Origin of the sequence: Paenibacillus xylanexedens, from assembly GCF_007680605.1 — a bacterium.
GTDB classification, from domain to species: Bacteria; Bacillota; Bacilli; order Paenibacillales; family Paenibacillaceae; genus Paenibacillus; species Paenibacillus xylanexedens_B.
Genome location: NZ_VEIO01000010.1, coordinates 45,821 through 72,796 on the forward strand (window position 1 = coordinate 45,821; position 26,976 = coordinate 72,796).

Here is a 26,976-nt window from a genome sequence, read left to right on the forward strand (position 1 = left end):
ATGACTATTATTTCTGACGTGTACGCTCGCGAAGTCCTCGACTCCCGCGGTAACCCTACAGTTGAAGTTGAAGTATACCTGGAGTCCGGCGCAATCGGACGCGCAATCGTTCCATCTGGTGCATCCACTGGTGCCCACGAAGCAGTTGAGCTTCGCGATGGTGACAAATCCCGTTACCTCGGTAAAGGCGTTCTGCAAGCTGTTAAAAACGTAAATGAAATCATTGCTCCAGAAGTTATCGGTATGGATGCTTTGGATCAACTGGGTATCGACAGATTGATGATCGCTTTGGATGGTACGCCAAACAAAGGTAAATTGGGTGCAAACGCAATCCTGGCTGTATCCATGGCTGTAGCTCGCGCTGCTGCTGATGCTCTGGAATTGCCACTGTATGTTTACCTGGGTGGATTCAACGCGAAAGCATTGCCAGTACCAATGATGAACATCATCAACGGTGGTGAGCACGCAGACAACAACATCGACGTACAAGAGTTTATGGTATTGCCAGTTGGCGCACCAAGCTTCAAAGAAGCTCTTCGCGTAGGCGCAGAAATCTTCCACAACCTGAAATCCGTACTGAGCTCCAAAGGCTTGAACACAGCAGTAGGTGACGAAGGTGGTTTCGCACCAAACCTGGGTTCTAACGAAGAAGCAATCACTACAATTATCGAAGCAATCGAAAAAGCTGGTTACAAACCAGGTGTTGACGTATTCCTGGGTATGGACGTTGCTTCCACTGAGTTCTACAAAGATGGTAAATACACTTTGGCTGGTGAAGGTAAATCTTACACTTCCGCTGAGTATGTTGACCTTCTGGCTTCATGGGTTGAGAAGTACCCAATCATCACAATTGAAGACGGTATGTCCGAAGATGACTGGGATGGTTGGAAATTGCTCACTGAAAAATTGGGCGACAAAGTACAACTCGTTGGTGACGACTTGTTCGTAACGAACACGGAGCGTCTTGCTAGAGGTATCGAGCAAGGAATCGGTAACTCCATCCTGATCAAAGTAAACCAAATCGGTACATTGACTGAAACATTCGATGCAATCGAAATGGCTAAACGTGCAGGATACACAGCTGTAATCTCCCACCGTTCCGGTGAGTCCGAAGACAGCACAATCGCTGACATCGCTGTTGCAACAAACGCGGGTCAAATCAAAACGGGTGCTCCTTCCCGTACAGACCGTATCGCAAAATACAACCAATTGCTTCGCATTGAAGATCAATTGGATGAGCTTGCTCAATACAACGGTCTTAAAGGGTTCTACAACCTTAAAAAATAAGCTGTGTATACAGCTTTTCGGGCAAGCCGGGTAACCGGCTTGTCTTTTTTATGATCATGCGGAACACGTATGGGATGTGGTCTAGTAGATAGACCAGTTATTACGTGGACAACTCTGATAGGTCAGCTATTCAAAAGTTATACGATGGCGGTCTTTATTGGAAATTGCAAGCATTGTACTACTTGTAGTACAACCATAGCTGTGCTACAATTAAAGTAACTGTTTTTATGGTGAGATGTGATGCCCACATGGGTAGGAGGTGGAAAGAATGGATATTGCTTTGAAATTGCTGCTCGTTGTTTTCTCGATCGGTCTAATCACTGTAGTATTGCTGCAGCACGGGAAGAGCGCTGGTTTGGCGGGTGCCATCTCCGGTGGTGCGGAACATCTTTTCGGTAAAACGAAAGCGCGCGGATTGGATCTTTTCTTGCAACGTGCAACAGTCGTACTGGGTGCAGGATTTATGATCTTGGCTATTATTGTTACGGTGGTTTCCAATTAACTTGGTTTGAACCTTCGAATGAATCGAATAGCTGAAGCCAATGGCTTAACGGATAAACCTTCGTTTCGTGCAGAAACGGAGGTTTTTTAATAGAAATTTATTTCTCCAAAGTTTTCCAATTATATCGCTATATAGCCACCGAATTCTTCTTGAACTTGATGGATACTGCATTTTGCTTGTAACTTCTGTTCGATTCCCCCTTACTGTTTTAGAGACCCATTTCAGGCAGGAATGCCACGGCGAGATATAAAATTCCTGTGATTAATACTTCAAACGTATAGATAAGATTCGTGATGCAACTTATTTTTTAAATGCTAATTTAAATCAGGTCGGGCATATCACATACTGCATAAACTGTTTGAAGGAGCATACTCAAACGTCTAACTTGTTACGTTAAGAGACCAAGGGGCTTTTTTGGGTAGCTACGGATGGGCTGGATTGAATTCGTGTATACTAGGGTATGAGATAGTAAGGGCGCGGTAATCATACGCATTTTACTATATGGCATCTGTACGAATACGGCACGAATTCCGATACATAAAGAGAAGAGATCAGACTATACTCTTACGTTTCCCGAGGTGAAAACTAATGATAACTGAACAACAATTGCTTGACTTCATGCGGGAGACCGCCTATAAACCGATGACTTATCAGGAGTTGGAACAGCACTTTCAGATTGAGGATGCTGCTGATTTCAGAGCCTTTTTGATTATGCTGAACACGCTGGAGGAATCTGGCCAAATTTTGCTGACGAGTAACAACCGCTACGGTATGCCTGAACGTATGAATCTGGTACGTGGGCGTCTTCAAGCGCATGCGAAGGGTTTTGCTTTTCTGATTCCAGAAGACCGAGAGCACCCTGACGTATATATCCATGCCAATGATATGAAAAGTGCAATGAATGGGGATATTGTGCTTGTGAAAGTAACTTCCCAAGGGCCGTCCGGCGGTCGCCTGGAGGGTGAAATTGTACGGATTGTGACGCGTGCGATCACACAGGTTGTGGGTGTTTTCCAGAGCCACGAAGTGTATGGATTTGTCATTCCGGATGATAAACGGATTAATCGTGATATTTTTATCCCGCGTACGAATTTTGCTGGTGCTGTAGATGGACAAAAGGTTGTTGCCAAGATTGTCAGTTATCCGGAAGGCCGTGCAGCGGCTGAGGGTGAAATTATCGAGATTTTGGGTCACAAGGATGAGCCGGGCATTGATATTTTATCCGTCATTCGCAAGCATCAGTTACCTGAAGCTTTCCCGGATGAGGTAATGCAAGAAGCGGAGAAGGCGCCTGATTCCATTACAGATGAAGAGATTATTCAGCAGGGACGCCGCGACTTGCGTGGTCTGAACATCGTTACGATTGATGGCGAGGATGCGAAAGACCTGGATGATGCGGTTAACGTGGAAAAATTGCCGAACGGCAACTACCGTCTGGGTGTGCATATTGCCGATGTGGGTTACTATGTACGCGAGAACTCCAAGCTGGATCAGGAAGCATATAACCGCGGATGCAGTGTGTATCTCGTGGATCGGGTTATTCCGATGTTACCACAACGTTTGTCCAACGGGATTTGTAGCTTGAATCCACAGGTGGATCGTCTGACATTATCCTGTGAGATGGAGTTTAACGACCAGATGAAGGTTGTGAAGCACGATATTTTCACAAGTGTCATCAAGACTAAAGAACGTATGACCTATTCCAACGTTCGCAAAATCCTGGAAGGCGAAGAGCCGGAATTGCTTGAACGTTATAAAGACTTGGTGGATGACTTCCACCTGATGAAAGAGATTGCCTTGAAGCTACGTGCGATGCGTATGCGCCGCGGGGCGGTTGATTTTGATTTTGAAGAGTCCAAAATCATTGTCGATGAGAACTGCAAACCGGTGGATATCGTGAAACGGGAGCGTTCCATTGCAGAACAAATTATTGAGGAGTTCATGCTTGCAGCCAATGAGACCGTGGCGGAGCATTTCCACTGGCTTAAGGTACCGTTCATCTACCGCGTGCATGAAGACCCGGATCAGGAAAAGTTGCAAAACTTCCTCGCTTTTGCGGCGAACTTTGGACATCACGTCAAGGGACGTGGCAATTCCGTGCATCCAAGAGCACTTCAATCTCTCTTGGAGGACATTAACGGTACGAAGGAGCAGACAGTCATCAGCACCATGATGTTGCGTTCCATGAAACAGGCGAAGTACGACTCTGAAATGTCTGGCCACTTTGGTTTGGCGGCAGAGTTCTACAGTCACTTTACATCGCCGATCCGCCGTTATCCCGATCTGGTCATTCACCGGGTCATTCGTGAAGTGATCGAGAATAAAGGGGCCTTACCGGAGAATCGCCAAGAGTATCTGGCAAGCCGGATGTCGGATATCGCCCAGCAGTCCTCGGAACGCGAGCGTGTGGCGGTGGAAGCGGAGCGCGATACGGAGAAAATGAAAAAGGCCGAGTACATGCTCGACAAGGTCGGCGAAGAGTTCGAAGGCATCATCAGCAGCGTGACCAGCTTCGGTATGTTTATTGAGCTGGAGAATACGGTAGAAGGTCTGATTCGTCTTAGCGCGCTGACAGATGATTATTATCATTTTGATGATCAGCATATGGCTCTGATTGGTGAGCGTACATCCAAAGTATTCCGTATTGGTGACGAAGTGAAAATTCGTGTAGCACGTGTGAGTATGGAAGAGTACACGATTGATTTTGAGATGGTTGATATGAAACCTCGCCGAGAACGGGATGGCGGGTTCGATCGTGGTGCTCGCGGTGGTAAAGGTGGTCGTCCTGGTAGCGGCGGCGGCCGAGGCGGAGCCAAAGGTGGTTTCGGTGGAGGCCGTGGCGGTAAAGGCGGCGCTGCTGGTTCAGGCGGTAAGCGTGATCGCGGCGGCAGATCGGCAGAAGAGAGCAGTAAAGGTGCTCGCGGTGGTCGTGGCGGAGCGGCAAATGCCGGAGCGGGTGCAGGCTCATCAGCGGGTGGGTTTGCTGGTAAAGGCGGAGGCAGACCGAAAGGTGAACGTCGTGCGAGTGATGCAGGCGCAGGTGCTTCGGGTAGTCGTGGTAAAGGTGCGGTAAGCTTTGGTTTCGGTTCGGGTAAAGGCGGATATAGCTCTGCCCCGGCTGGTCAGGATAGTGGATCAGGTGAACGTAGCCAAGGAAGTAGCCTCAATGGTAGCGGCCGTGGAGAAGGAAGCTTCAAATCCGGTAAGGGCGGTAGCGGTAAAGGTGGCAAAGGCGGAGGTAAACGTAAGAACACCTCACCTAGCGGTATTTTTATCGGTGAAAATGCTACACCGGGCGGTGCGCAAGAAGGCGGGGCACCTCGCCGCAAACGTAAGAAAAACAAAGGCGGGGCCGGGAATGGGACAGCCGCTTTTGTTCGGAAGAAAAAGAAGTAAGTGAGAAGCCAGAAAGGGGCGGCGCAGGCCGCCTCTTTCTTGATTTTAACAGCCGTCCTTGCTACAATTAAGGTCTGGCACAGGTTTTTTTGGTGCAACATGCATGCTATGCTGGTACAGCATGGTACGGGGTTATTTTACGAAGAAGGAGTGAGGACATGGGCAAGAATGATGGGCAGAATAAAGTGCTTGCACAGAACAAAAAGGCTTCCCATGACTACTTCATTGAAGATACGTATGAAGCGGGCATGGTGCTGACGGGCACAGAAATCAAGTCGATTCGTAACGGCCGAGCGAACATTGGGGACTCATTTGCAACGATTCGTAACGGTGAGATTCATATTCACAATATGCATATTAGTCCTTTTGAACAAGGCAATCGGCATAATCCGCTCGATCCTACACGCACACGTAAGTTGTTAATGCATAAAGTGCAAATTCATAAGCTACTCGGGTTGTCCAAGCAGGATGGATACAGCATTGTGCCGCTGAAAATTTATATTCGTAATGGCTATGCGAAGCTGCTACTTGGCTTGGGTAAAGGTAAGAAGCAGTATGATAAACGTGACACTGCCGCGAAGCGGGATGCTCAACGTGATATCCAACGTGCACTGCGCGAGAAGCAGAAGGTTGCGCGTTAAGAGAGAGCTACGTTTCGTTAACGTTAATTCGCGTCGATTCGCAATGGTAAGGGATGTAAGCTTACGGTCTAGCTGGTCAATGGCAGAATACGATAAGCGGAGAATGATTGGAAACTCGGAATCGATGAAGCCTCGCAGTTTGCCTATGTATGGGTGAGTGTGAGGCTTTTTTTATTTTGTAGGTTGCGTAAATTTGTGCATCGGTGGGTAAATTAATTAAACCAACGGTTGTAGCTGGGTAAACTTTACTTCCGCTGAGTCACGCGGTATAATATGTAGACGATTGAGCCTGATGGCGTGGTTAGTTGGCTAGTTTGGATAACCTTTCATCTGCGCTCAGTAAACTGGATTGCTTTCCAGCAATCTGCACTATATCGGTGATTCGGGCTGTGATATGATTATTCATGTAGCAGACAGGAATGCCGAGTATGTAAGAAACATCTTTTCACCTTGGAGGGATTAGATGTGCAGCACCTTTGCTCCGTATTCACGGATTAATCCTGGAGCCCTTCTTATATGAGGGGGCGTTTATGGATTCGACGGGGATAGTTCGAGCATGGGTAGCGGGTAGTGGGGACGCGTCCGCTTGATCAACGCTAAAGCCTATTAAACGGCAAACAACAAACAAACTACGCTTTCGCAGCCTAAGAAACTGTGTGCGTGCTTCTACCCTGCATCGCCCATGTGACAGGACTAGGGGCTAACAAGTAGTGGGATACGCTGTCACATCTCCGCCTGGGGTGTGCTGAAGAAGACAATCAGGCTGACCCAACGTATAGCCGGTTACGGGGCGATACTCGGGTGACATCAAAACTGTGACTACACCCGTAGAAGCTTATGTGTCGTTATCTTCGGACAGGGGTTCGACTCCCCTCGCCTCCATTAGAGTCAAGTCAAAAGCCATCAACCAGTGTTCTGGTTGGTGGTTTTTCTATTTATGATATAATAAGCATAAATTTAGATTGGGGGATTCCAGATGTTTGAAACCCGAGAACAGCTCCAAGAAATTTTAAACAAAGCCAATCAACATGCGCGGAAACAAGCGAAAGAATCAGGTGCCTCTATTTATTATATAAAGAACAACAAACGCGTTCGTGAGGATGCTGAAGGCAATAAATTCGAAATTATATTTGATTCTACGGGGAAACGCCAGGAGTTTGAGTATCATGAGTGAAATCAGACCAGTCATGACTGTGTTTGCTGGAACCAATGGAGCAGGGAAAAGTACACTCAGCATGCAGATGAGAGAGTGGCTTGGTGAACTGGTTGATCCGGATCAAATTGCTAGAGAGTTGAAGCCAGAGAATCCGCGGAGTGCTGACCTATCTGCTGGTAGGGAAGCTGTAAGAAGGATCCGATCTCTCATTAAAAGTGGTGTAAACTTCGCTATTGAAACGACATTGTCCGGATCATTTGTTTTAAAACATATGGAAATTGCAAAAGAAAACAGTTACGAAATTGTTGTTTACTATATCGGTCTTGAGGATGTTCAAATGCATATAGATCGAGTTGCATCTCGGGTTGAACAAGGTGGACATTGGATTGCAGAAGAAGACATTCGTTATCGATATGGTCAGTCATTGAAGAACCTTACACCAGCTCTAGCCATTGCGGATCAGGTTATCATCATTGACAATACATACGAGCCTTTAATTGTTGCGGAAATCAGACAGGGTAATTTGCTCTATTGTGTTGAGTCCATACCTGCATGGGCTAATCCTGTTCTTAAGGATTACTGATACTCGGGTGACATCAAGACGGTGACTACACCCGTAGAAGCCTATGTGTCGTTATCTTCGGGACAGGGGTTGAACCCTCTCGCTTCCATTAGCAGTATCAGTGAGACCGCCTAAGAAGGCGGTCTTTTTGTATTTGCGGGTTATTTCTCAAGATACATATAACAATTAAAGTAATAACTAAACTTTTGAGAAACTTAAAGAAATAGGATGGTAAAGAAGTCAAGATGAAATGACTAATTTTTATAGTGTTTAAATGATCTAATATATGTACAATGAATACAGCCTGTCTAATGGTTCAATTTTATTTGAAGGAGTAGATATCAATATGAAAAAAAAATTATGGATATGTCTTATTACTGTAGCACTCTTCTTCTCGCTAGCTCCTTCTAATTCCAATGTATTAGCGGCAGAAAATAAGTTTGGGGATACCATTGCTAGTGCGAATGGGCGTGTACTTGCAATCCAGAAGGATGGGAGTCTGTGGTATTGGGGAAAGGCCACATTTAATGAGTCTGAAGGTGATCAATCACCTAAACGAGCGAGCAAAGTCAAAATAATGGATAATGTCATCGCTGTATATGGGAACTATTGGAACAGTTTTGCTATTAAATCCGATCATAGTTTATGGAATATAGTAAGTGATGAGAATGATCGAGGGATTACAAAGCCCATAAAAGTAATGGATGGGGTTAAAGAGGCTACTGCTTCGTACGATCAAATCTTAATACTCAAAACAGACGGAACGGTTTGGTTTCAGCCACCATATGGATACAAACGGCCTTTCAAAAAAGTTATGTCTGGAGTAAAACAAATCAGTGCAAATCTTAATTGCTACTACGCTTTAAAGAAGGATGGATCACTGTGGGGATGGGGAAATAACTATTCCGGTGGATTAGGAATTAAAACACAAGAGGTTCATATAAATACACCAGTTAAAATCATGAAGGATGTAAAAAGTGTCCACGGGATTGGCATGAGCGCATTTGCAATCAAGAATGACAGTACTCTTTGGGGCTGGGGAGATAATGAGGATGGTCTTATCTTTACAGGTAAAGTAGAATCATGGGCGTTTAAGCCCTACTCGGATGGATCTCAAAGTGTAGTAGATTCCCAGTTTACACCTGTGAAGCTGATGAATGATGTTTTGAAGGTCGATGGATCCAGCCACATAGCTGTAGTTAAAAAGGATCATAGTCTATGGACATGGGGTTATAACGAAGAAGGCGCGTTAGGGGATGGCTCAACAGATTCAAGAAATACACCTCATAAAGTTCTTGATGATGTCATCGATGTTACAGCAAAAGCGGAAGGAACGTTCGCATTAAAATCCAATGGTACCCTAGTAGGCTTCGGAGCTAATTATGCAGGGCAATTAGGCTTGGATGTATTTGATAATGATCCTCATCCTGTACCTATTCAGATAATGAATAACGTCGCGATCCCTTATAAGAAAATGTAAGAAGCATGATACACTGTTATCAATTCACCTAGGTTTTACATTAGAAATCAGGTGAGTTGGGCTCTCCGTAGGGTGACATCAAAACTGTGACTACACCCGTAGAAGCTTATGTGTCGTTATCTTCAAACAGGGGTTCGATACCCTCGCCTCTATTATAGTCAAGAAACCATCAATCAGTGTTCTGAATGGTGGTTTTTCTGTTTGTGAAATATTAAGTTTGAACTGTATACGGACGAAGATTTTACACTGCAAATTTTAAATTATGATTAGATTAGCGAAGTACATTAAAATATAAAGAAAGGAGCCCTAATTGATGTTTATACGATACTTTAAAGGTGCAGGCAGTTCATTATTCATAAGCATTCTGATCTATCTATTAACAGTCCCAATCTACAAAGAGTATCTGACATTTCAACTGGGAATGATCGCTTTATACGTTTATGTTAGTTGTATATTGGGGATCACCTTATACTCAATTCTTGTTAAGTATAGAAAACAGACAAACTATATATTTTGTTTCTTGTTATATATCCTATTAGGAGGTTTGGCATCTATAGCCTACTGGCCGCTATTTTTCATTTTTATATCAGGTTCAGTAGTGTTTTATTTAGTTCAAGTAGTACAAAAATATAAGTTCCCCATATTGTTATCCATATCGGGGCCCATATTATTAATTATAATCCTTATCCTGAACTGAAAAGATATGAGCTACCCTTTTACAGTCCCAGAAGTCGACCCATTCTGTCTCAAATTCAATAAAACTGGTGAACAAGAAATACTACATAAAGGAGTGAACCCCAAATGACTGAAAAACACTGGCTTGTCGTGCAATACCCGCTAAAGAGTGCTAACGGCAGCAAACGTGATCAATGGTTAAAGGAAAAGGTCATGGAATATCTTGAAACTGCTCTAACCCAGCATGAACTGGGGGGAGTGGATGGATGCGACATAGGAAGCAGCGTGGCTGATCCGAAGAAGTATGTGATGAACATCTTCTGTGTGGTGACGGATGAAGAACGGGGCATTGCATTGGTCAAAAAAGTACTTCGAGAGAGTCGGCTGGATTACACCCGCATCCTCATTGCAACCATGCCTTACGGCACTGAAGGCAGCTACACGCTGAAATTTGCCTCCAAAAAGGGTGTCACTGAGTTCTCACTATAATCTTAACTACGTATTCAATATGAGCGATCTTCACAGTTAACCGTGGAGGTCGTTTTTTTATGCCGAATAAGGCACATCCATATCGAGTTCAGCTTTTTTCCACCTAACGCCCAACCTCTCTACCAATACAAACTAGCAAAATGCGATAAAAGGTGTTGAGGCTCTTCCAGATCCAGGCATATAATATACAATTGTATGCAGTCCGAGGGAGCGTGAATCTCTCGAAAATCTGAGAAGAATGGAGGGTCCTGTATTGAGCAGGAAGTTAAATCTGATGTTACGTCTAAGAGAGTTTATGCAACGTAAACCCAAAACACTTGCCTTTAAAATTCCCTTTGCGTACTTTGTTATTATTCTGCTAACAGTAGCGTTTAGTGCGCTGGTGTTGAACCGTATTTCGGAGAACGATGCACAGCAGAAGATTAACGAAGCGTCTCTGCAGACGATTACGTCGATCCAGACTAACGTGAATCTGATGATCGAGAATGTGAACAATTATTCGAAAATGATTTTCTCCGATCCGAACCTGCAGAACCTGCTAAGGCAAGGCAATGTATATTCTAATTTGCAGATGCAATCCAAGGTTAGTTCGTATTTAACCAATCTTATGCAAGCGGTTCCAATTATTGATTCGGTCTACATTTACGACAACTCGGGACACCGTTTTTCGGTGGGCACACAGCAGTGGCCGGCTTTTCTCGAAGCGAATGTGAGGGATGCACCGTGGTATGAGCAAGCTTTGAATTACAAAGGGCGATACCTGCTCAGGCTGAATGGCGGTGACGGCAACGAAAAGGATGCAGGAGTCGGAGCGGTGGCAGAGAACATGAACAACACTGTATACACACAGGCAGATGTAAAAGAAAATAAACGTCAAAACGCTCCTAATCATGAATTTGCTAGCCAAGTGACAAGCAAGAACTCAAACAATAATGATCAAGGCAATGAGCAATCTAATAGAGAAAATCATGAAAACAATAGCAACAAGGACAGCGAAAATATCAATAAAATAACCCATAGTCAGTATGTCGGCAGGCCCCTGGCCAACGATAGACATTTAGAAATGGAGATTGAGAAGGACACGGGACAGGGGAAGGGAACAGAGCAGGAGAAAGAAAAAGAGAAAGAAAAAGAAAAAGAAAAAGTGGTCTCTTTTATTCGTCTAATGCGCGACCTGGATGACACCTCTCCACTCGGCTTTCTGGTCATGAACATCAAAGAGAAGTCCATTGCGCAGGCTTACGCCAACCTGCCGGCATCTGATTCATTTCAGGTAGCCATTCTGGACGAGCATCTGCAGATTATCGCATCGAATGCCACTACTAATACGGCAACAAGCACCATGACAAATGCTGTAAAGGATGCTGCTTCTACAGCTTCTTCAACATCTCTGGCATACACAATCTCATCAAAATCTACCGCACATACAGCAACTCCAACAGCTATAGCATCCGAAGAGGCAATTCCATCTGATGAATCCTCGTCCACAGCTCAGAAGCAAGCAAGTATGCAAGAGATTCTAAAGACGAATCAAGCGAAGTTAAAACAGGCATTTCAGGAACAGCCTTCAGGCGTTCTGACTCTACATTCCGGAGGACAAGATTACGCGGTGACCTACCGATCAGCAGGTGAAGACCAGTGGAAATACATCAGCATGAGTCCATACCGTGCAACAGATACCCGCAACAAATCTCTGGTTCTGCTTGCTTTCATGCTACTGGCGGTGAATGGATCTGTCTTTTTTGTCAGTTCTTTTATTATCTCTCGCAGCGTCATCAAGCCGATTCATAAGTTACTCCGATCCATGCAAAAAGCACCCAGCGGCAACTTCCGCAAAGTGAAAGTGGAGCTGAACAGTTACGAATTCGAACAGCTGTACAGTGGCTACAATCAGATGATTGAGCAGATCGAGCAGATGCTGAGTCGAATTATTCAGGAGCAGCAGACAATCCGCCGAGCGGAGCTGAACACGCTCCAGGCACAGATCAAACCGCATTTTCTGTACAACACACTCGACTCCATTACTTCTTTGGCGATGTCAGGTATGAACGATAAAGTGTGCGAGATGCTGGAGGCACTCGGAAGTTATTATCGGCTGAGTGTAAGCAAAGGCAATGAGGTCATCACATTACGCGAAGAGGTTGAGATTGTACGTCATTATTTGACCATCCAGCAGGTTCGATATCCGGGTGTATTTGAGGTGAAGTACGATATCGATCCGGACTGTGAGCAGGTGCTGATTCCCAAACTCGTACTCCAACCCCTGGTGGAAAATTCACTCTATCATGGCATTCGCGCCAAAGGTAGCTCGGGCATTATACGTATTCAGGCACAGCAATCGGGAGAGAGCATTACCCTAACACTTACGGACGACGGTGCGGGGATGTCCGAGGAACAAGTGCAGCAGATTCAGCGCACAGAAAAGCACAACTTCATCCGACCTGTGCAGGAGCAGTCAGAGTCTAACTCCAATGTGAATGCAAGCTTTGGTCTGTGGGGAACGATGGAGCGGTTGCGTATTTTTTATGACCGCAAAGATGTATTGAACCTTAAGAGTGTGGTTGGAAAAGGAACCACCATAACCATTACGATCCCGAAGGGAGACGTTGGAACATGGGACCATTAAAAGTACTGCTCGTGGATGACGAGTATCTCATCCGAAATTTACTACGTATGCGCATCGATTGGCAGGAAGAAGGCATGCAAATCGTTGGCGAAGCCTGTGATGCGGCAGAAGCCTTAGAGCAGGTAGAGTTGCTACAACCGGACATTGTATTTACGGATATTTATATGCCCAAGATGGACGGCATTGAGCTGAGCGGTATCATCTTGAAGCATTACCCGAACATCAAAATTGTAGTGGTGACGGGACATGATGAATTTGAATATGCACGTCAGAGTGTGAAGCTGGGCATATCCGATTTTATTTTGAAACCCATTCGAGCTACTGAGTTATTACAGGTTACCACCAAGCTGCGAGCAGCTATCGAGCAGGAGAGAGGAAGGGAATATGAGCTGACCAAGCTGCGAGAGGAGATGAAGCGCAGTCTGCCGTACCTCAAGGAACGTTTTGTGAATCAGTGGCTACAAGGCGTGTTGCATGAGGAAGAGGTGCGGGAACAGGTGCGTTTCTTCGACATTCCGATCGCTACGGACAACCCGCAGTCTCGCGTAGCCATCATTGAGGTACAGGTTGCGTTATCTTCACAAGCGGAGACTTCTACAGAGGAAGATCAGATCCTGATGCGTATGAATGGTTTGAAGCACGTACAGGCCTATTACCAGCAGGATATATACAAAATCATTGTCATGGACACACACAATCGTATTGTCATCCTTGCAACCCACCCTGATGCCAAGCTAACCGAGCAGGCCGAGCATTTAATGGAAGAACTGCGATGTCTGCTTAAAGTTGACGGTTCCGAAGCAGATGTAACGATCGGGATTGGACAGCTACACTCTGGATGGGAGGGCGTCTGTATGGCTTATCGTGAAGGATGTCGTGCTCTGGATTACCAGACGTTCGTGGGGAAAAACCAGGTCATCTGCTTCGAGGATCTCGTGATCGAAAGCGATAAACGCAGTCAGCCGTATCGCTCGGATAAAAGGCTTCTAGAGCAATTGCAATTCTGCATTAGCGTTGGTGCAGGAGAGGAGGCTGCGTCTTTGCTCAAACAGATCCTTGCTACCCCATTCTCCAATACGGCACAATTCCGCATGGCGGCTATGGATGTAATTACCGAATGCCAGCGTGTGGTCATGGAGCAGCAACTTGAGGGTGAGCAGGTATTCAACCAGGAAGCTGTCGCCATGATGCTGATGTCAGAGCATTTACCTGATCTGAGAAGGATGCTGGAGCAACATGTCCGGGCCATATCGGGTGTGATTAAAGCTAAACGGCAAGCGAAGGAAGTCAATTTAATCGATCAGGTCAAGGCATACCTCGAAGAGCAGATGAGCAATGCAGAGGTAGGGCTGTCGAGTACAGCCACGGCTTTTTACGTAAGTCCGGGTCACTTGGGGCGTTTGATGAAAAAAGAAACCGGGCAGACGTTCGTCGAATATTTAACGCAGCTTCGTATGAAGAAGGCCGAATCATTGCTGAAGCAGACAGATTTGAAAGGGTATGAGATCGGGGAGCAGGTAGGCATCCCGGACCCACAATATTTCAGCGTGTTATTCAAAAAACAGTTCGGTCGCTCCATGAACGAATACCGGAACGTTCGAAATTAACCCTGTATATTGTAATATGGTCACGCTTTCAATTGTGTTCGAATATTACAAGTCGATGCCTGTTTTCTAAATGGAGCACGCCGCGCTTAATTACTAAAATGTGGGTACATAGTTGAATTACTTTTTACACAAAAACGGAGAAGACAGAAAAAACCTGAAGAAGCGGAGCCAAAGCTTTCTGAAAGAAAGCTGCATCGAAAGCATACACTTCGCCTTTATCACACGATTTTACCCTTTCAAAAGGGAATCAAAAAAATCTAGGGATAACAGCGATCGTAAAGTTATTCTGTCATCGGAGTGTACGTGTAAATATCTGAGTTCAACGATGGTTATAACCAATAAAAAGATCAGGGAGGTCATATGATGAAAGCGCTATTAAAGAAATCTTTAAGTCTATTTCTGGCTGTGGGACTTGCAGGTAGTTTAGCGGCTTGTTCGTCCGATTCATCCGGCGGAGCGCAGGGGGAAAGCAATGGCAAGATCAAGCTGACGCTGTGGGACCAGTCGGTTGGTACAACAGATCCGTCAGCCAAACTGCTACCTGAGATCGTGGAGAAATGGAACAGCGAGCATCCCGACATCCAGGTTGAACGTACAGGTACAACAGGCGAACAATATAAAACGAAAGTAAAAACATCCATTGCAGCTGGTGAGTCACCGGACTTGTTCTACGGGATGGGTGGGGGCAGCTTCATGCAGCCTTATATTAAATCCGGTAACGTACTGGAGATTACGAGTTACCTGACGGACGATATCAAGGAACGTATGGGTCCAGGGATGGCAGAAGCCATTAATATGGATGGCAAAATCTACACGCTGCCTGTGTACACACACATTGCCAACCTTTACGTGAATACAGAATTGTTCGAGCAGGCAGGCGCCAAAATCCCGACTACATATAACGAGTTGCTGGATGCTGTCACCAAACTAAAAGCGGCAGGAATTACCCCGGCTGTGATTGGTGAGAAAGACCGCTGGCCGGGCATGTACTGGTACGACATGATTGCGATGCGCCAAGCGGGGAATGCGGCGGTGATCGAAGCATTCAAAGATCCGTCCAAGTGGGATTCACCGGACTTTGTCGCGGCGGCTACCAAGATGCAGCAGCTGGCACAAGCCGGAGCATTCAACAGCAGTATGTTCAGTATGAGTTATGACGAGATGCTTGGGGCGTTTAATGCAGGTAAAGGAGCAATGATGTTCCAAGCCAACTGGGTGAATGCAGGTATTGAAGACCCGTCTGCTTCGGCAGTCAAAGGCAAAGTGAAGGTGATTCCGTTCCCGGTATTTGAGGATGGCAAGGGCACCAGCACTGAAATCTTCGGCGGAGCAGTGGACGGTTTCTATATCAGCCAGACGACCAAGCATCCGAAGGAAGCTACGGAATTCCTCATGTATCTGAGCGAGCAACTCGGCACACAAGGTTTCCTGGCGGGAGCGGGACTGCCAAGCTGGAAAACCGATTCGCTCGACACCTCCAGCTTGTCTTCACTCGATCTGTCCGCGGCGGACATTATGAAAACGGCCACCTCGTTTATCGCTTGGTGGGATAACATTCTGCCAGCCGAGTCTGCGGAAGCGCACAAAAATCTGATCGCACAGCTACTGGCTGGTGACGTGACGCCAGAGGAGTTCTGCAAACAGATGGCGCAGCTGAAACCAACGGAGTTAAGTCTGTAGGCTAGACAGGCAAGCAAGCATAGGCTTATGCTACATGCGCACTCATATACACTTGTAAACTAGCCCTCTCTGCCACCTTCTATATAAATTGAACTATTCATTGTGTAAAATCATTGGTTCAACTTATATAACCATCAAAATAATGCCCAAACGAGGCGTGATCCGGGAGTTCCCGGTCACGCCTTTGAGAGGAGAAGTACAATGAACTCTGTATTTTCCAATAAAGGGACGATTGCCGTTTTTGTATTACCTACACTGATATTGTTCTGCGGCATTGTGCTGATTCCGATCTTTGTCTCCAGCTATTACAGTCTGCTCGATTGGAATGGTGTAGGGAAAGGCGCGTTTATCGGTTTGGACAACTATGTGGAGATGTTCAAGGATACCCGGGTGATCAATTCGATCAAAAACTCGTTGCTGTTCGCAGGTGCATCCGTGTTCATTCAGTTGCCGATCTCACTGGTGCTGGCGCTGATTTTGGCCTCTAACATCAAAGGGGAGGGCTTCTACCGAACCGTATATTTTATTCCTGTACTGATCTCTACGGTTGTCATTGCCCAGTTATGGTCGAAAATCTACAACGCCGATTACGGTCTGTTGAATGTGCTTTTACAAAACATCGGTCTATCCAGCTGGGCGCAGGATTGGCTGGGTCAGAAGGAAACGGCCCTGACGGCCTCCTTCATTCCAACGCTCTGGCAGTACATGGGATACCATATGTTGCTGATGTATGCTGGCGCAAAATCCGTTTCCCAGGATGTACTGGAGGCGGCACGAATCGACGGTGCTTCCCGGATGCGTGTGGCGTGGTCTATCATGATTCCGCTGATGAAGCCGATTCTAAAGGTATGTCTTGTATTTTCGGTCATCGGGGCATTTAAGGTATTTGACCTGATCTACGTGCTGACAGGCGGCGGGCCGTTTTACAGCACAGAGGTGCCGAGCACGCTGATGTACGCTACCATTTTTGACACGTTCCGATACGGATACGGCAGTGCCATTTCTGTTTTTATCATCGTGGAATGTCTGGTGTGTACCATCCTTATTAATTCGTTGTTCAAGACAGAGTAGAGGGAGGGAAGACGTATGAGTACGGTTAACAATATCCTGTTGCAAAAAAAGCCCCAGCCTCGGCGCTCCCTCACCGGAGCTATCGGCAAAGTGTTATTGCAGGCGTTTCTGATCCTGATCGCCGTCATTCAGATCTATCCGCTGATCTGGCTGGCACTGTTTTCCCTGAAGGATAACAGTGAAATTTTCAGCGGCGACGTGGCAGGGCTACCCAAAGCCTTTCTATGGAGCAATTATACGAAGGCGCTGTCTGATGGCCATGTCCTGAACTACTTTATGAATAGCGTGCTGGTCACGGCGGTTTCTATTATTCTGGTGCTGATCCTGTCCTCGATGACGGGATACGCGATTACAAGAATGAACTGGAAGCTCAGCGGGCTGACGATGACGTTGATTCTGCTCGGGATGATGGTGCCGATTCATGCGGCGCTGCTGCCGTTATTTATTATTTTGAAAAACCTGAGTCTGCTCAACAGCTACTGGGCCTTGATCATTCCTTATGTAGCCTTCGGTATTCCGATGGCGGTCTTCATCCTGGGTAGCTTTTTCAAAGGTATCCCGAGAGAGATGGAGGAATCGGCCGTTATGGACGGTTGCGGGATTTACCGCACGTTTTTCTCGATTATCCTGCCTCTCGTAACCCCGGCGATCTCCACGGTAGCAATATTTACGTTTTTGTCGTGCTGGAATGAGTTGATGTTTGCAGTCACGTTTATTAATAACACGGCGTACCAGACGCTGACGGTGGGCATGATGTCCATGGTTGGAACGTACATTACGCAGTGGGGTATCATTGGCGCGGGTCTAATGATTACGACCGTACCGACGGTTGTGATCTATCTGCTACTGAACAAGCAGGTACAGAAGAGTATGATTGCGGGCGCGATCAAAGGCTGATCCTTGGGGCGAACTTGCTTCGTGGGAAAGAGACAGAGGATGTAGAGGATGAAGGACGCAGTGGTATTCAGATCACCACTCCATCAAATGTGACGACTACACTAGACCCCGGCTTACAGTCGTGGAATAATAAGGAAGAGTTAAACTGAGCAGTCCGAGAGGGGAATGTGTTTACATGATGGCGCAGTTAGTTGAGCAGGTATCTGTGCAGGAAAAGGTTGTAGCTTTTACGTTCGATGATGGTCCGCATCCGGTGTATACCGACCAAGTGCTGGACATTTTCCGCCGAGCAGGCGGGCATGCGACATTTTTTATGATTGGCAAGGAGATGGAGGCATACCCGGACATTGCCGCACAGGTGCACCGGGAAGGGCATGAAATCGCCAATCATACATACACCCATCCGAACCTGACCGAACTTACGCTGGAAGAGGCCGGGGAGGAATTGCTACAAGCAGAGCGCCTTGTTCAAGAAGTTACGGGCAACGCTGCCCGCAGCTTCCGTCCGCCTTATTTTGGCGTGAATGAGGACATTCTGATTCTAGCTGCGGAGCGTGGCTATCGGACGATTGGTGCTGTAAACGGTGGTGCTCAGGATTGGGACAATCCCGGGGTTGAGCACATTTTGGAGCATACCCGTTCCGTGGTAAAACCCGGCAGTGTATTGATCTTCCATGACGGATACGGCGATCGTTCCCAGACTGTTGAGGCCGTGCGTGTGCTGGTGGAAGAACTGACGGCAGAGGGGTATCGCATGGTTACGGTGAGCGAATTGTTGAGCATGGCCGAGTAGCATGCTGATGTAAGCTGTAAAACCAAGTGTCATAAAATAGAGCAGACCTATCATTCTATAGATTGATGGGTCTTTTTGTTGTGTAAATGGATATAGAACATCTCCCATGTGTTTTACTTTGCTATAGAATCTACTCTATAATAGTAGGCTAAACTAGACTGCGTCAGGAGGAAACTATGGATTTTATCAAAAACCAGCTAGCGGAACTGGGCATGACTGAGCCCTCCATCGGGTATGTTTCGAATGTAATTATGATTATTTTTATTGCGCTGATCTCGATGATTGCCAACTATATCGCCAAACGGCTTGTATTGAAGACCGTACATCGGATTGTGAGCCACAATCGGTTTAAATGGGGACACATCGTTGTTCAAAAACAGCTGTTTCAGAGGCTGTCACATCTCGTACCGGCTATTATTATCTATTACACGGCGTATATTTTCCCTGCCTATCAGGCATTGATCGAAAAAGCAGCCATGACCTACATGATCGTGATCATGATAACGGTACTGAATGCGCTGCTTAATGTGTTCGATGATATCTATCGAACCTATGAAGTGTCCAAAATTCGCCCGATCAAGAGTTATATCCAGGTAGCCAAAATTGTGCTGTTTATTATCGGCGGCATTATCGTCATCTCCAGTCTGGTCGGACAGAATCCGTTGATCATCCTCAGTGGACTTGGTGCGTTATCGGCAGTATTGATGCTCATCTTCAAAGATTCCATTCTGGGTCTGGTCGCGGGTGTGCAACTGTCGTCCAACGATATGGTGCGAGTAGGCGACTGGATTGAGATGCCGAAATACAATGCGGATGGCGACGTGATCGACATTACGCTGAACACGGTGAAGGTCATGAATTTTGATAAGACGATTACCATGATTCCGAGTTATGCGTTAATCTCTGACTCGTTCCGAAACTGGAGAGGCATGCAGGTTTCCGGCGGCAGACGGATTAAGCGGAGCATTTTTATCGATATCAGCAGTATCCGATTTTGTGACGAAGAGATGGTGGCCGAGTTCGAAAAAATCCACTATCTCACCGATTATGTCACGTCGAAATTAAAGGAAATTGAAGCGTACAACGAGGAGCATCAGGTAAATCGGGAAAGCAATGTGAATGGCAGACAACTCACTAACATCGGTGTATTCCGTGAGTATATTCATCAATATTTGCGACATCATCCGAAGATCAATAAGGATATGACGATGATTGTGAGGCAGCTTGCTCCGGAGGATCGCGGACTGCCTCTCGAAATTTATGCGTTCAGCAATGATACTAACTGGGCGGTGTATGAGAATGTGCAGGCAGATATTTTTGACCATATCTTTGCAGTCGCATCAACGTTCGGGCTACGTGCCTTCCAGAATCCAACAGGCCATGACATTGTACAGCTTAAGGAAAATAAAGAATATGTGCGAGAATACTAATGAGGTGTCCTATCCCATCAAGTAACTATTAGAGTGACCCCACGCATATTTGTATATTCCATGATATAGCTCCAAAGGTAGCTCTAGTAAGTAGCTCTGATATCGTTTCAGTACCGTAGCTCAGAAGATATTTGGATAAGCCATTAACCTTTCCGGTTGATGGCTTTTTGGCTGTGATATAATAGGGCATATTTTGAGGACGTAGAATGATACGAGGCAAGGTTCGGGAACAGGTACAGGCAGGGGGAGATATGAATGAAGAGCTCTACGGAATGTAATGCTCATATTGAGCATTGGAGTCGATCAGCCGTGCGGTTGCAATGTATTCGGTCTTATCGTGCACAACATGAGGCATTGCCAGATCTGTCCGAGCTTGAAGCACATACGGGGTTTTTCTTTATTCTTACGCATGGAGAGATTGCAGTAAGGGTGTCCGATGAAACGTATCAATGCCGCTCACCTTACATTTTCCATGGAGGAGAGGACAAAAACACGAGTTTAGAAGTGCCGGATCTCCATCAGGAATGGGCTGGTTATCTGATTTTATATACAACATCGTCTGCATCATCGCAGGATCAGGAGAACTTGGCTCTTTCTTATGGGTTTACACCAAACGCCATGCTTCCTATTCACGAAAAATGTGAAGCGATGGAACGTCACTGGAACAGCAAGGAGGTTTTAGATCGGCTGCAAGCCCAATCGACTTTTTTGCCATTGGTGTACGAGGTTTTGGGCCAAAGGCTTCGGACACTTGTGCATAAAGAGAGTACTAAACCCAACATGGTTACCGAGGCAATTAAATATATTCAAGCGAACTATAGGGAGTCTATTACAGCGGAGAAGCTGGCTGCTAGATATGAGTGCAGCACGAGTTATTTATCGCGCTTATTCCGCAATCAGATTGGACTGGGACCGATCGAGTATCTGATTCATGAGCGTGTACATCGGGCCAAACAGCTGCTGTTGAAATCGGATGCGCGGATTCAGGATGTTGCAAGCAAAGTAGGCTACGCAGATGTATATTACTTTAGTCGATTATTCAAAAAACACACCGGTCGTTCTCCGATGCAGTTTCGTGCGGAACATCAACAAGCCGCTCAGGTTCAGAATAATCCATTACGCCGTTTGGAATCGTCCATTGTCTCCTTACCCGTTGCTTCCCATAATGAGAATGAGTCTTATTATCAATGGAGTGAGGAAGGGGATACATCCATGTTTCGATTTTCAAGACCTGCCTTTGGAGCCATGATGGTATTATGTACATCGTTGATTCTTAGTGCATGTCAGGCAAGCAATTCCACAGGAGGGGCTGCTGCAGCCCAAGAACCCACTAGCCAAACAGCTGCAACGACAGCGTCAGACAGCACTGCTGCGGAAACGAGAATGTACAAACACCTGAAAGGTGAGACGGAAATTCCTGTGCATCCGCAGCGTGTCGTCAGTTTCTTTCATCTGGGCGAGCTGATCGCACTTGGCGTGAAGCCTGTGGGCACAACGACATATGTTTTGGAAAATCCACACATTAGTGATAAAACAGGCATTACCGATATCGGCATTCCGCCAGATGCGGAGAAGATTCTGTCCCTGCAACCGGATCTGATTGTAACAACACCTGCATTAGCCGAGATTGTGGAGGGTGGGTATGAAGCGCTGAGCAAGATTGCCCCAACCATTGTGATTGAGCAGAATAATGAACCCATCAAAGATATAGAGATGTTTGGGGATATCCTCGGAAAACAGGAAGAAGCGAAGCAGTGGAATGAGAAGTTTGCAGCCAAAATCGCGGCGTACAAAGCGAAAATTACCCCTTATGTACGTGCGGATGAAACGTTCTCTATATTAAACGTGCGTCCAGATGCCCTTTTTGTATACGGAGATACCAATATGGGTGGCAACATTATTTATAAATATCTTGGACTGAAGCCGGCAGCCAAGGTAGAGTCGGACGTCATTCATGGCGAAACGTGGGAGGTTTCCACCGAAGTCATTCCCGAATTTATCGGTGACCGTCTATTCCTTGCGGTGAATGAGGGAGCGGAGGACAAGCTCAAGGATGTGCAAAAGTTGATTGATGCCTCACCAGCAGGGAAAGCGGGCCACGTGTATTCTATTGATTTTGACCAGTTCCTTCCGAGTGACCCTATTGCGGTAGAGAAACAGCTGGACATCATCACGGATCTAATTATAGGAGATGGCAAATAGAACGGGAGTCGCCTGAATTGATTCAAGCCGGCGTGAAGGGGTAGAATAACGAGAGAATGCTTTATATTTCCAGTCATGCTCAAGAAAGATCATACACCCTTTTACAAAGGAGAGTTCTCGAATGAATCATATCCCGGAGTACACGTTGAATGATGGCTTGAAAGTGCCTGCGATTGGGTTTGGTACGTACAGCTTGAAAGGGGAAGCAGGGGTCCGATCCATTGCGTCTGCGTTGGATGCAGGGTATCGCTTGATTGATACGGCGTATAACTATGAAAATGAAGCTACCGTGGGTAGAGCGATCAAACAAAGCTCCATCGCGAGAGAGGAACTGCTCATTACCTCTAAGCTGCCGGGCAGATATCATGCCTATGACAAAGCGCTGGTCGCGATTCAGGAATCGCTGTACAGAGCCGATCTGGACTATTATGATCTGTACCTGATCCACTGGCCTAATCCGAAGAAAGACATGTATGTGGAGGCGTGGCAATCTTTAATCGAAGCGAAAAAACGCGGATACATCCGCTCCATCGGTGTCAGCAACTTCCTGCCTGAGCACAATGAACGGCTGATCCAGGAGACGGGTGTCGCGCCAAGTCTGAATCAGATCGAGCTACATCCCTTCTTTGACCAAGCGAAGCAGCGGGAACAGGATACCAAGCATGGCATTGTCAACGAGTCCTGGAGTCCCATCGGACGTGGGAATGATGCGGTGAAGGATATTTTGAAGGACGAGAATATTGTTCGCATTGCAGAAATGCACGGCAAAACGCCTACACAAGTTATATTGCGCTGGCATATTCAGCTTGGCTCTATTCCAATTCCAAAGGCAGGTTCCTTAGAGCATCAGCAGGAAAACATTAATATTTTTGATTTCGAGCTGAACGCAGAGGAGATGCAGGTCATCGCTTCGTTTAATCGTCCGGATGGACGGTTGTGGAATCAAGACCCGAGCGAGTATGAAGAGTTTTAAGAGAATGCCGATCATCTGAAGAAAATCGCATAGAAGAAAAGAGTGCCCTCGTCCATAAGGACAAGCGGCACTCTTTTTTTACAAATGGAACGATGTATTGGCTAGCAGCTAAAAAGATTCCCGAACCCATCTATACTCACACATCTTCTAGGGTTCACCAGTTTATGACAAGCTTGCTCAGCCAGCTGCCTTATGCACTCGGGATACGGAACGTCAGAATCTCGTAAGGCTTGATGTCAAAAGCAATGCGAGCATTCTCCACACGGCACTCTGCTTCGATGTTCTCCAGCAAATCACATGCGTACGCTGTGACGCTTGTTCCTTCAGGCAATTGCAGGGAGGCACGGCTACGGCGGCCATGGGCTTCATAGACACGGATGATCATGTCATCGTTGTCCTCGGCTTTTTTGATCACCTCTAGCACGACATTCTCCTGATCTACCGATGCAAGTGACCACGTACCCGGCAATGTTCCGGTTTGTGATCCTACTTCCAGACCAACCAGCGGACGGTTGAGATCATAAGCCGCCTGAATGACACGTCCCTCACGGAAATCACCCTGATGCGGGTAGAGGGAGTAGGTGAACACATGCTGCTCTTTGTCGGCATTTTCATTCGGATAGGTTGCGCTCTTGATCAGGGACAGACGCATGATCGAATCGTGAATGTCATATCCGTATTTGCAGTCATTCAGCAAGGCAGCCCCGTAGCCGCTCTCCGCCAGATCCGCCCATTTCTGACCACATACCTCAAAACGTGCCTGATCCCAGCTTGTATTGCGGTGTGTTGCGCGTTCCACGTTACCGTACTGGATTTCATAGACGGCTTTTTCACTCCAAATATCAAGTGGGAAGGCAACTTTGAGTAGCAGATGCTCCTGCTTCCAGTCGATGAAGGTGCGGAAGTCGATCCGCCGTGTATGTGCATAGAAAATGATGGTTTGCTCAACGACAGAGTCCAGGAATTGTCTTTTCACTTGAAGCACGGAACGCACCGGGCCGCTTTCCACCCATTCCATCGACTGTAGATCATTGATCTCCCACATATGCTGTTCGTAAAAATCATCAATGTTCCATGCCTCATACTCCGCAGGGCGATCCTCGAATACTTGCAGTACGTTGCCACGCTCGCCGGATTGAAGCAGTTCACGCCCCTCCAGCTTGTCCCACACGGATATAAATTCAGCACTTTCATTCAGGTGAATATTATACCAAGGGGTCTCGATGGACTGCTGCTCGGATTGCCACTGGGCAACCGATACACCTGCACTGCCAAGATCAGCGGCGGTATCCGGCGTGATACGGAACGTTTTGTATCCTGATGCAGGCACGTTCTCGGCAAGGAACACAAGTCCGCCTTCTGGCGTGTACTGACTTGGTACAGGACGCTCTCCATCATGTACCGTTACTTTTTTCGCAAAAGCAGGCAGCTCCACCACATCTGTCCGTGCAAAGCCGGTGCTGTTAAAGACAACAATGGCTTCGCTATCCGACGTAATCTGGCTTACAATGCCATTCAAGGCGCTGTTTTTCAACTCGTCCGTGACACGCAACACCTCTTCATATTGCTCCTGTGAATCGATGTATACTTGCTCAATGGAGCTACCTGGCAGAATATCATGGAACTGATTCAGCATCGTCAGCTTCCAAGCGTGCTCCAATGCATCGGTTGGATATACAGCCTGTGCATCCGCTTGACGTTGAATCATGGAGAACAGCTCGGCATCCGACAGCGCAAATTCGCTGTGACGGTTATACTTTTTATTACGAGCCATAGACGTGTACGTACCGCGATGATATTCCAGATACAACTCGCCTGACCAGCGCGGGACCGAACGTACGCCGTCTAAATTCTGCTCTAACTTTTCAAAAAACTCACGCACGAATGTGCGCTTCACTGTTGGTACGCCGGGGAGTCCTTTTTCAAGTCGTCTGCCGTGTTCAAGCATTTCCTCGGTTGGCCCGCCGCCACCGTCTCCGAAGCCGAAGCATTGCAATACATCGGTGTTGATGGTTTTGTTCTGGTATCGTTGCCATGTGCCCTTCACTTGGGAAGCATTGAACCGTCCGTTGTACGTCGTTTCGAAACGGTGCTTTCCGAATTCAGGGTGAGGAATATAGTCTTTAGCCGTAATAAAATGTGTCAGAACCTCAGAACCGTCAATGCCTCTCCAGTACATCGTGTCGTTTGGGATCTGGTTGGTATCATTCCAGGCAATTTTGGTCGTCATAAAATAGTCGATCCCGCTCTTGCGCATAATCTGCGGCATCGCTGCGCTATACCCGAATACATCGGGCAGCCAGAGCACACGGTTCTCTACGCCGAATTCTTCCTTGAAGAAACGTTTGCCATAGATAATCTGACGGATCATCGATTCACCCGAGATCAGGTTACAATCGGCTTCCAGCCACATCGAACCTTCTGCTTCCCAGCGGCCCTCGGCAACTTTTTCTTTGATTTTCTCATATAAAGAAGGGAAGTCGGCTTTCAAATATGCATAGAGCTGAGGCTGGGAGGACATGAAGGTATACTCCGGGAATTTATCCATCAGATAGAGCACGCTGGCGAAGCTGCGGATAACCTTCTCCCGTGTCTGATCCAGCGTCCACAGCCATGCCACGTCAATATGAGTGTGACCGATGCAGTGAACGGTCGGGATATGGTCACTGTCGGGGCGAGTTTCCCCATAGATATGGTTTTGCAGATACTCGCGTGCTTTCAGTACGGATGCATGAAAAGCCGCACTGTTTTCTTGGCGTAAATCGAGCAGATTTACAGCTTCGTTAAGCTGTTCGATCAGCTTCAAACGCTCCAGATCATCCTCTCGCAGCAGGTCTGCCGCATCCAGAGCAGCCTTCAGGTCATAATATAAATTCGAAACGGGCTCATGATGCTCGGCAATATATACGTTTAGGAAAACATCGGCCGCGGACGTGCTGCAATAGGCATACAGCGCCAGCTCAAATTCTTCCCCTTTGACAGCGGAAGGCGTCAGGTCAATCTCGGTATGGTTCACATCCAAGCCGCAGATCAGCTCCCCGTTCAGGAACGCCAGAAACTGCGGATTATCATAGTTCCAAATATCTGTGGCACCGGTAACGATGGCGCAGACGACCTTTTTTCCCTCCAGATGGTCGGGAATGCAAATGCGGGTTTTGAAGCAGCTGTGTACATCTTTGCCGCCCCAGCCGTCACCTTTGCGGAATACGTTCCATGAGGAAGGGTCTTCATGCACGAGATCCCATGTATGGTATCCGCTCTCTTTATGATAAAGCTCGGGTATATATGTCTTTGACGTTAATCGCGCAGTTTCCAAGTGTTTCACAATCGTATGGATTCGGGTAGACAAGGAATTCAATTTCATATGTGTTTCCCACCTTGGTATTTAGTAAGTACAGGCTGTAAAGGTTAATCAACAACATTAGAAGCTTTGACTTGAGTTTTGAAAACGCTGACATTTTACTTCATCATATCAAATGAGAAATAATCGAAACTACGTAATGTATGCT

General features: G+C 46.7%; 18 protein-coding genes and 1 other RNA gene. 18 read left to right on the top strand and 1 reads right to left on the bottom strand.

What is annotated here, in order from left to right; translation table 11 throughout:
• From eno to FS818_RS25650, 18 genes are all read left to right on the top strand, one after another.
• On the top strand, nt 1–1,287 hold the full coding sequence (gene eno / locus FS818_RS25560; protein WP_090924800.1) for a phosphopyruvate hydratase: 1,287 nt from the start codon (nt 1–3) through the stop codon (nt 1,285–1,287).
• A 268-nt stretch (nt 1,288–1,555) separates the two neighbouring features.
• Nucleotides 1,556–1,789 carry a preprotein translocase subunit SecG gene (gene secG, locus FS818_RS25565; protein ID WP_145335950.1) on the top strand — a complete coding sequence of 78 codons (234 nt, stop codon included), beginning with the start codon at nt 1,556–1,558 and terminating at the stop codon, nt 1,787–1,789.
• 588 nt (nt 1,790–2,377) lie between these two features.
• Entirely contained in the window at nt 2,378–5,185 is a 2,808-nt protein-coding gene (rnr, locus tag FS818_RS25570; protein WP_145335952.1) for a ribonuclease R, read from the top strand.
• A gap of 158 nt (nt 5,186–5,343) precedes the next feature.
• The gene (smpB, locus tag FS818_RS25575; protein ID WP_090924803.1) at nt 5,344–5,826 is read left to right on the top strand and encodes an SsrA-binding protein SmpB; all 483 of its coding nucleotides are present in this window, start codon (nt 5,344–5,346) and stop codon (nt 5,824–5,826) included.
• A gap of 520 nt (nt 5,827–6,346) precedes the next feature.
• Nucleotides 6,347–6,711, top strand: a transfer-messenger RNA (tmRNA) gene (gene ssrA, locus FS818_RS25580).
• 91 nt (nt 6,712–6,802) lie between these two features.
• Nucleotides 6,803–7,000, top strand: coding sequence for a hypothetical protein (locus tag FS818_RS25585; protein WP_145335954.1), 198 nt, complete (start codon nt 6,803–6,805; stop codon nt 6,998–7,000).
• Nucleotides 6,993–7,565: an ATPase gene (locus FS818_RS25590; protein WP_145335956.1), complete on the top strand. Its 573-nt coding sequence runs from the start codon at nt 6,993–6,995 to the stop codon at nt 7,563–7,565. The genes FS818_RS25585 and FS818_RS25590 overlap by 8 nt, the downstream gene beginning before the upstream one ends.
• A gap of 265 nt (nt 7,566–7,830) precedes the next feature.
• On the top strand, nt 7,831–9,024 hold the full coding sequence (locus tag FS818_RS25595) for an RCC1 domain-containing protein (RefSeq protein WP_145335958.1): 1,194 nt from the start codon (nt 7,831–7,833) through the stop codon (nt 9,022–9,024).
• 801 nt (nt 9,025–9,825) lie between these two features.
• The gene (locus FS818_RS25600; protein WP_145335960.1) at nt 9,826–10,188 is read left to right on the top strand and encodes a hypothetical protein; all 363 of its coding nucleotides are present in this window, start codon (nt 9,826–9,828) and stop codon (nt 10,186–10,188) included.
• A gap of 274 nt (nt 10,189–10,462) precedes the next feature.
• On the top strand, nt 10,463–12,814 hold the full coding sequence (locus tag FS818_RS29440; protein ID WP_260989977.1) for a cache domain-containing sensor histidine kinase: 2,352 nt from the start codon (nt 10,463–10,465) through the stop codon (nt 12,812–12,814).
• Entirely contained in the window at nt 12,802–14,421 is a 1,620-nt protein-coding gene (locus FS818_RS25615; RefSeq protein ID WP_145335962.1) for a response regulator transcription factor, read from the top strand. The genes FS818_RS29440 and FS818_RS25615 overlap by 13 nt, the downstream gene beginning before the upstream one ends.
• Nucleotides 14,422–14,784: 363 nt before the next feature.
• Nucleotides 14,785–16,101 carry an extracellular solute-binding protein gene (locus FS818_RS25620; protein ID WP_145335964.1) on the top strand — a complete coding sequence of 439 codons (1,317 nt, stop codon included), beginning with the start codon at nt 14,785–14,787 and terminating at the stop codon, nt 16,099–16,101.
• Nucleotides 16,102–16,302: 201 nt separating this feature from the next.
• The gene (locus tag FS818_RS25625) at nt 16,303–17,172 is read left to right on the top strand and encodes a carbohydrate ABC transporter permease (RefSeq protein ID WP_145335966.1); all 870 of its coding nucleotides are present in this window, start codon (nt 16,303–16,305) and stop codon (nt 17,170–17,172) included.
• Nucleotides 17,173–17,187: 15 nt separating this feature from the next.
• Entirely contained in the window at nt 17,188–18,069 is an 882-nt protein-coding gene (locus FS818_RS25630; RefSeq protein WP_186331856.1) for a carbohydrate ABC transporter permease, read from the top strand.
• Between the two features lie 175 nt (nt 18,070–18,244).
• Entirely contained in the window at nt 18,245–18,862 is a 618-nt protein-coding gene (locus FS818_RS25635) for a polysaccharide deacetylase family protein (RefSeq protein WP_260984815.1), read from the top strand.
• Between the two features lie 176 nt (nt 18,863–19,038).
• Nucleotides 19,039–20,292: a mechanosensitive ion channel family protein gene (locus FS818_RS25640; protein WP_145335969.1), complete on the top strand. Its 1,254-nt coding sequence runs from the start codon at nt 19,039–19,041 to the stop codon at nt 20,290–20,292.
• 255 nt (nt 20,293–20,547) lie between these two features.
• Entirely contained in the window at nt 20,548–22,494 is a 1,947-nt protein-coding gene (locus FS818_RS25645; protein ID WP_145335971.1) for an AraC family transcriptional regulator, read from the top strand.
• 121 nt (nt 22,495–22,615) lie between these two features.
• Nucleotides 22,616–23,467, top strand: coding sequence for an aldo/keto reductase (locus tag FS818_RS25650; RefSeq protein WP_145335973.1), 852 nt, complete (start codon nt 22,616–22,618; stop codon nt 23,465–23,467).
• Between the two features lie 190 nt (nt 23,468–23,657).
• Here the strand turns inward: FS818_RS25650 and FS818_RS25655 are convergent, their stop codons facing one another.
• Complete coding sequence (locus FS818_RS25655) at nt 23,658–26,831, bottom strand: alpha-mannosidase (protein WP_145335975.1); 3,174 nt, start codon at nt 26,829–26,831, stop codon at nt 23,658–23,660.
• Nucleotides 26,832–26,976 lie beyond the last annotated feature (145 nt).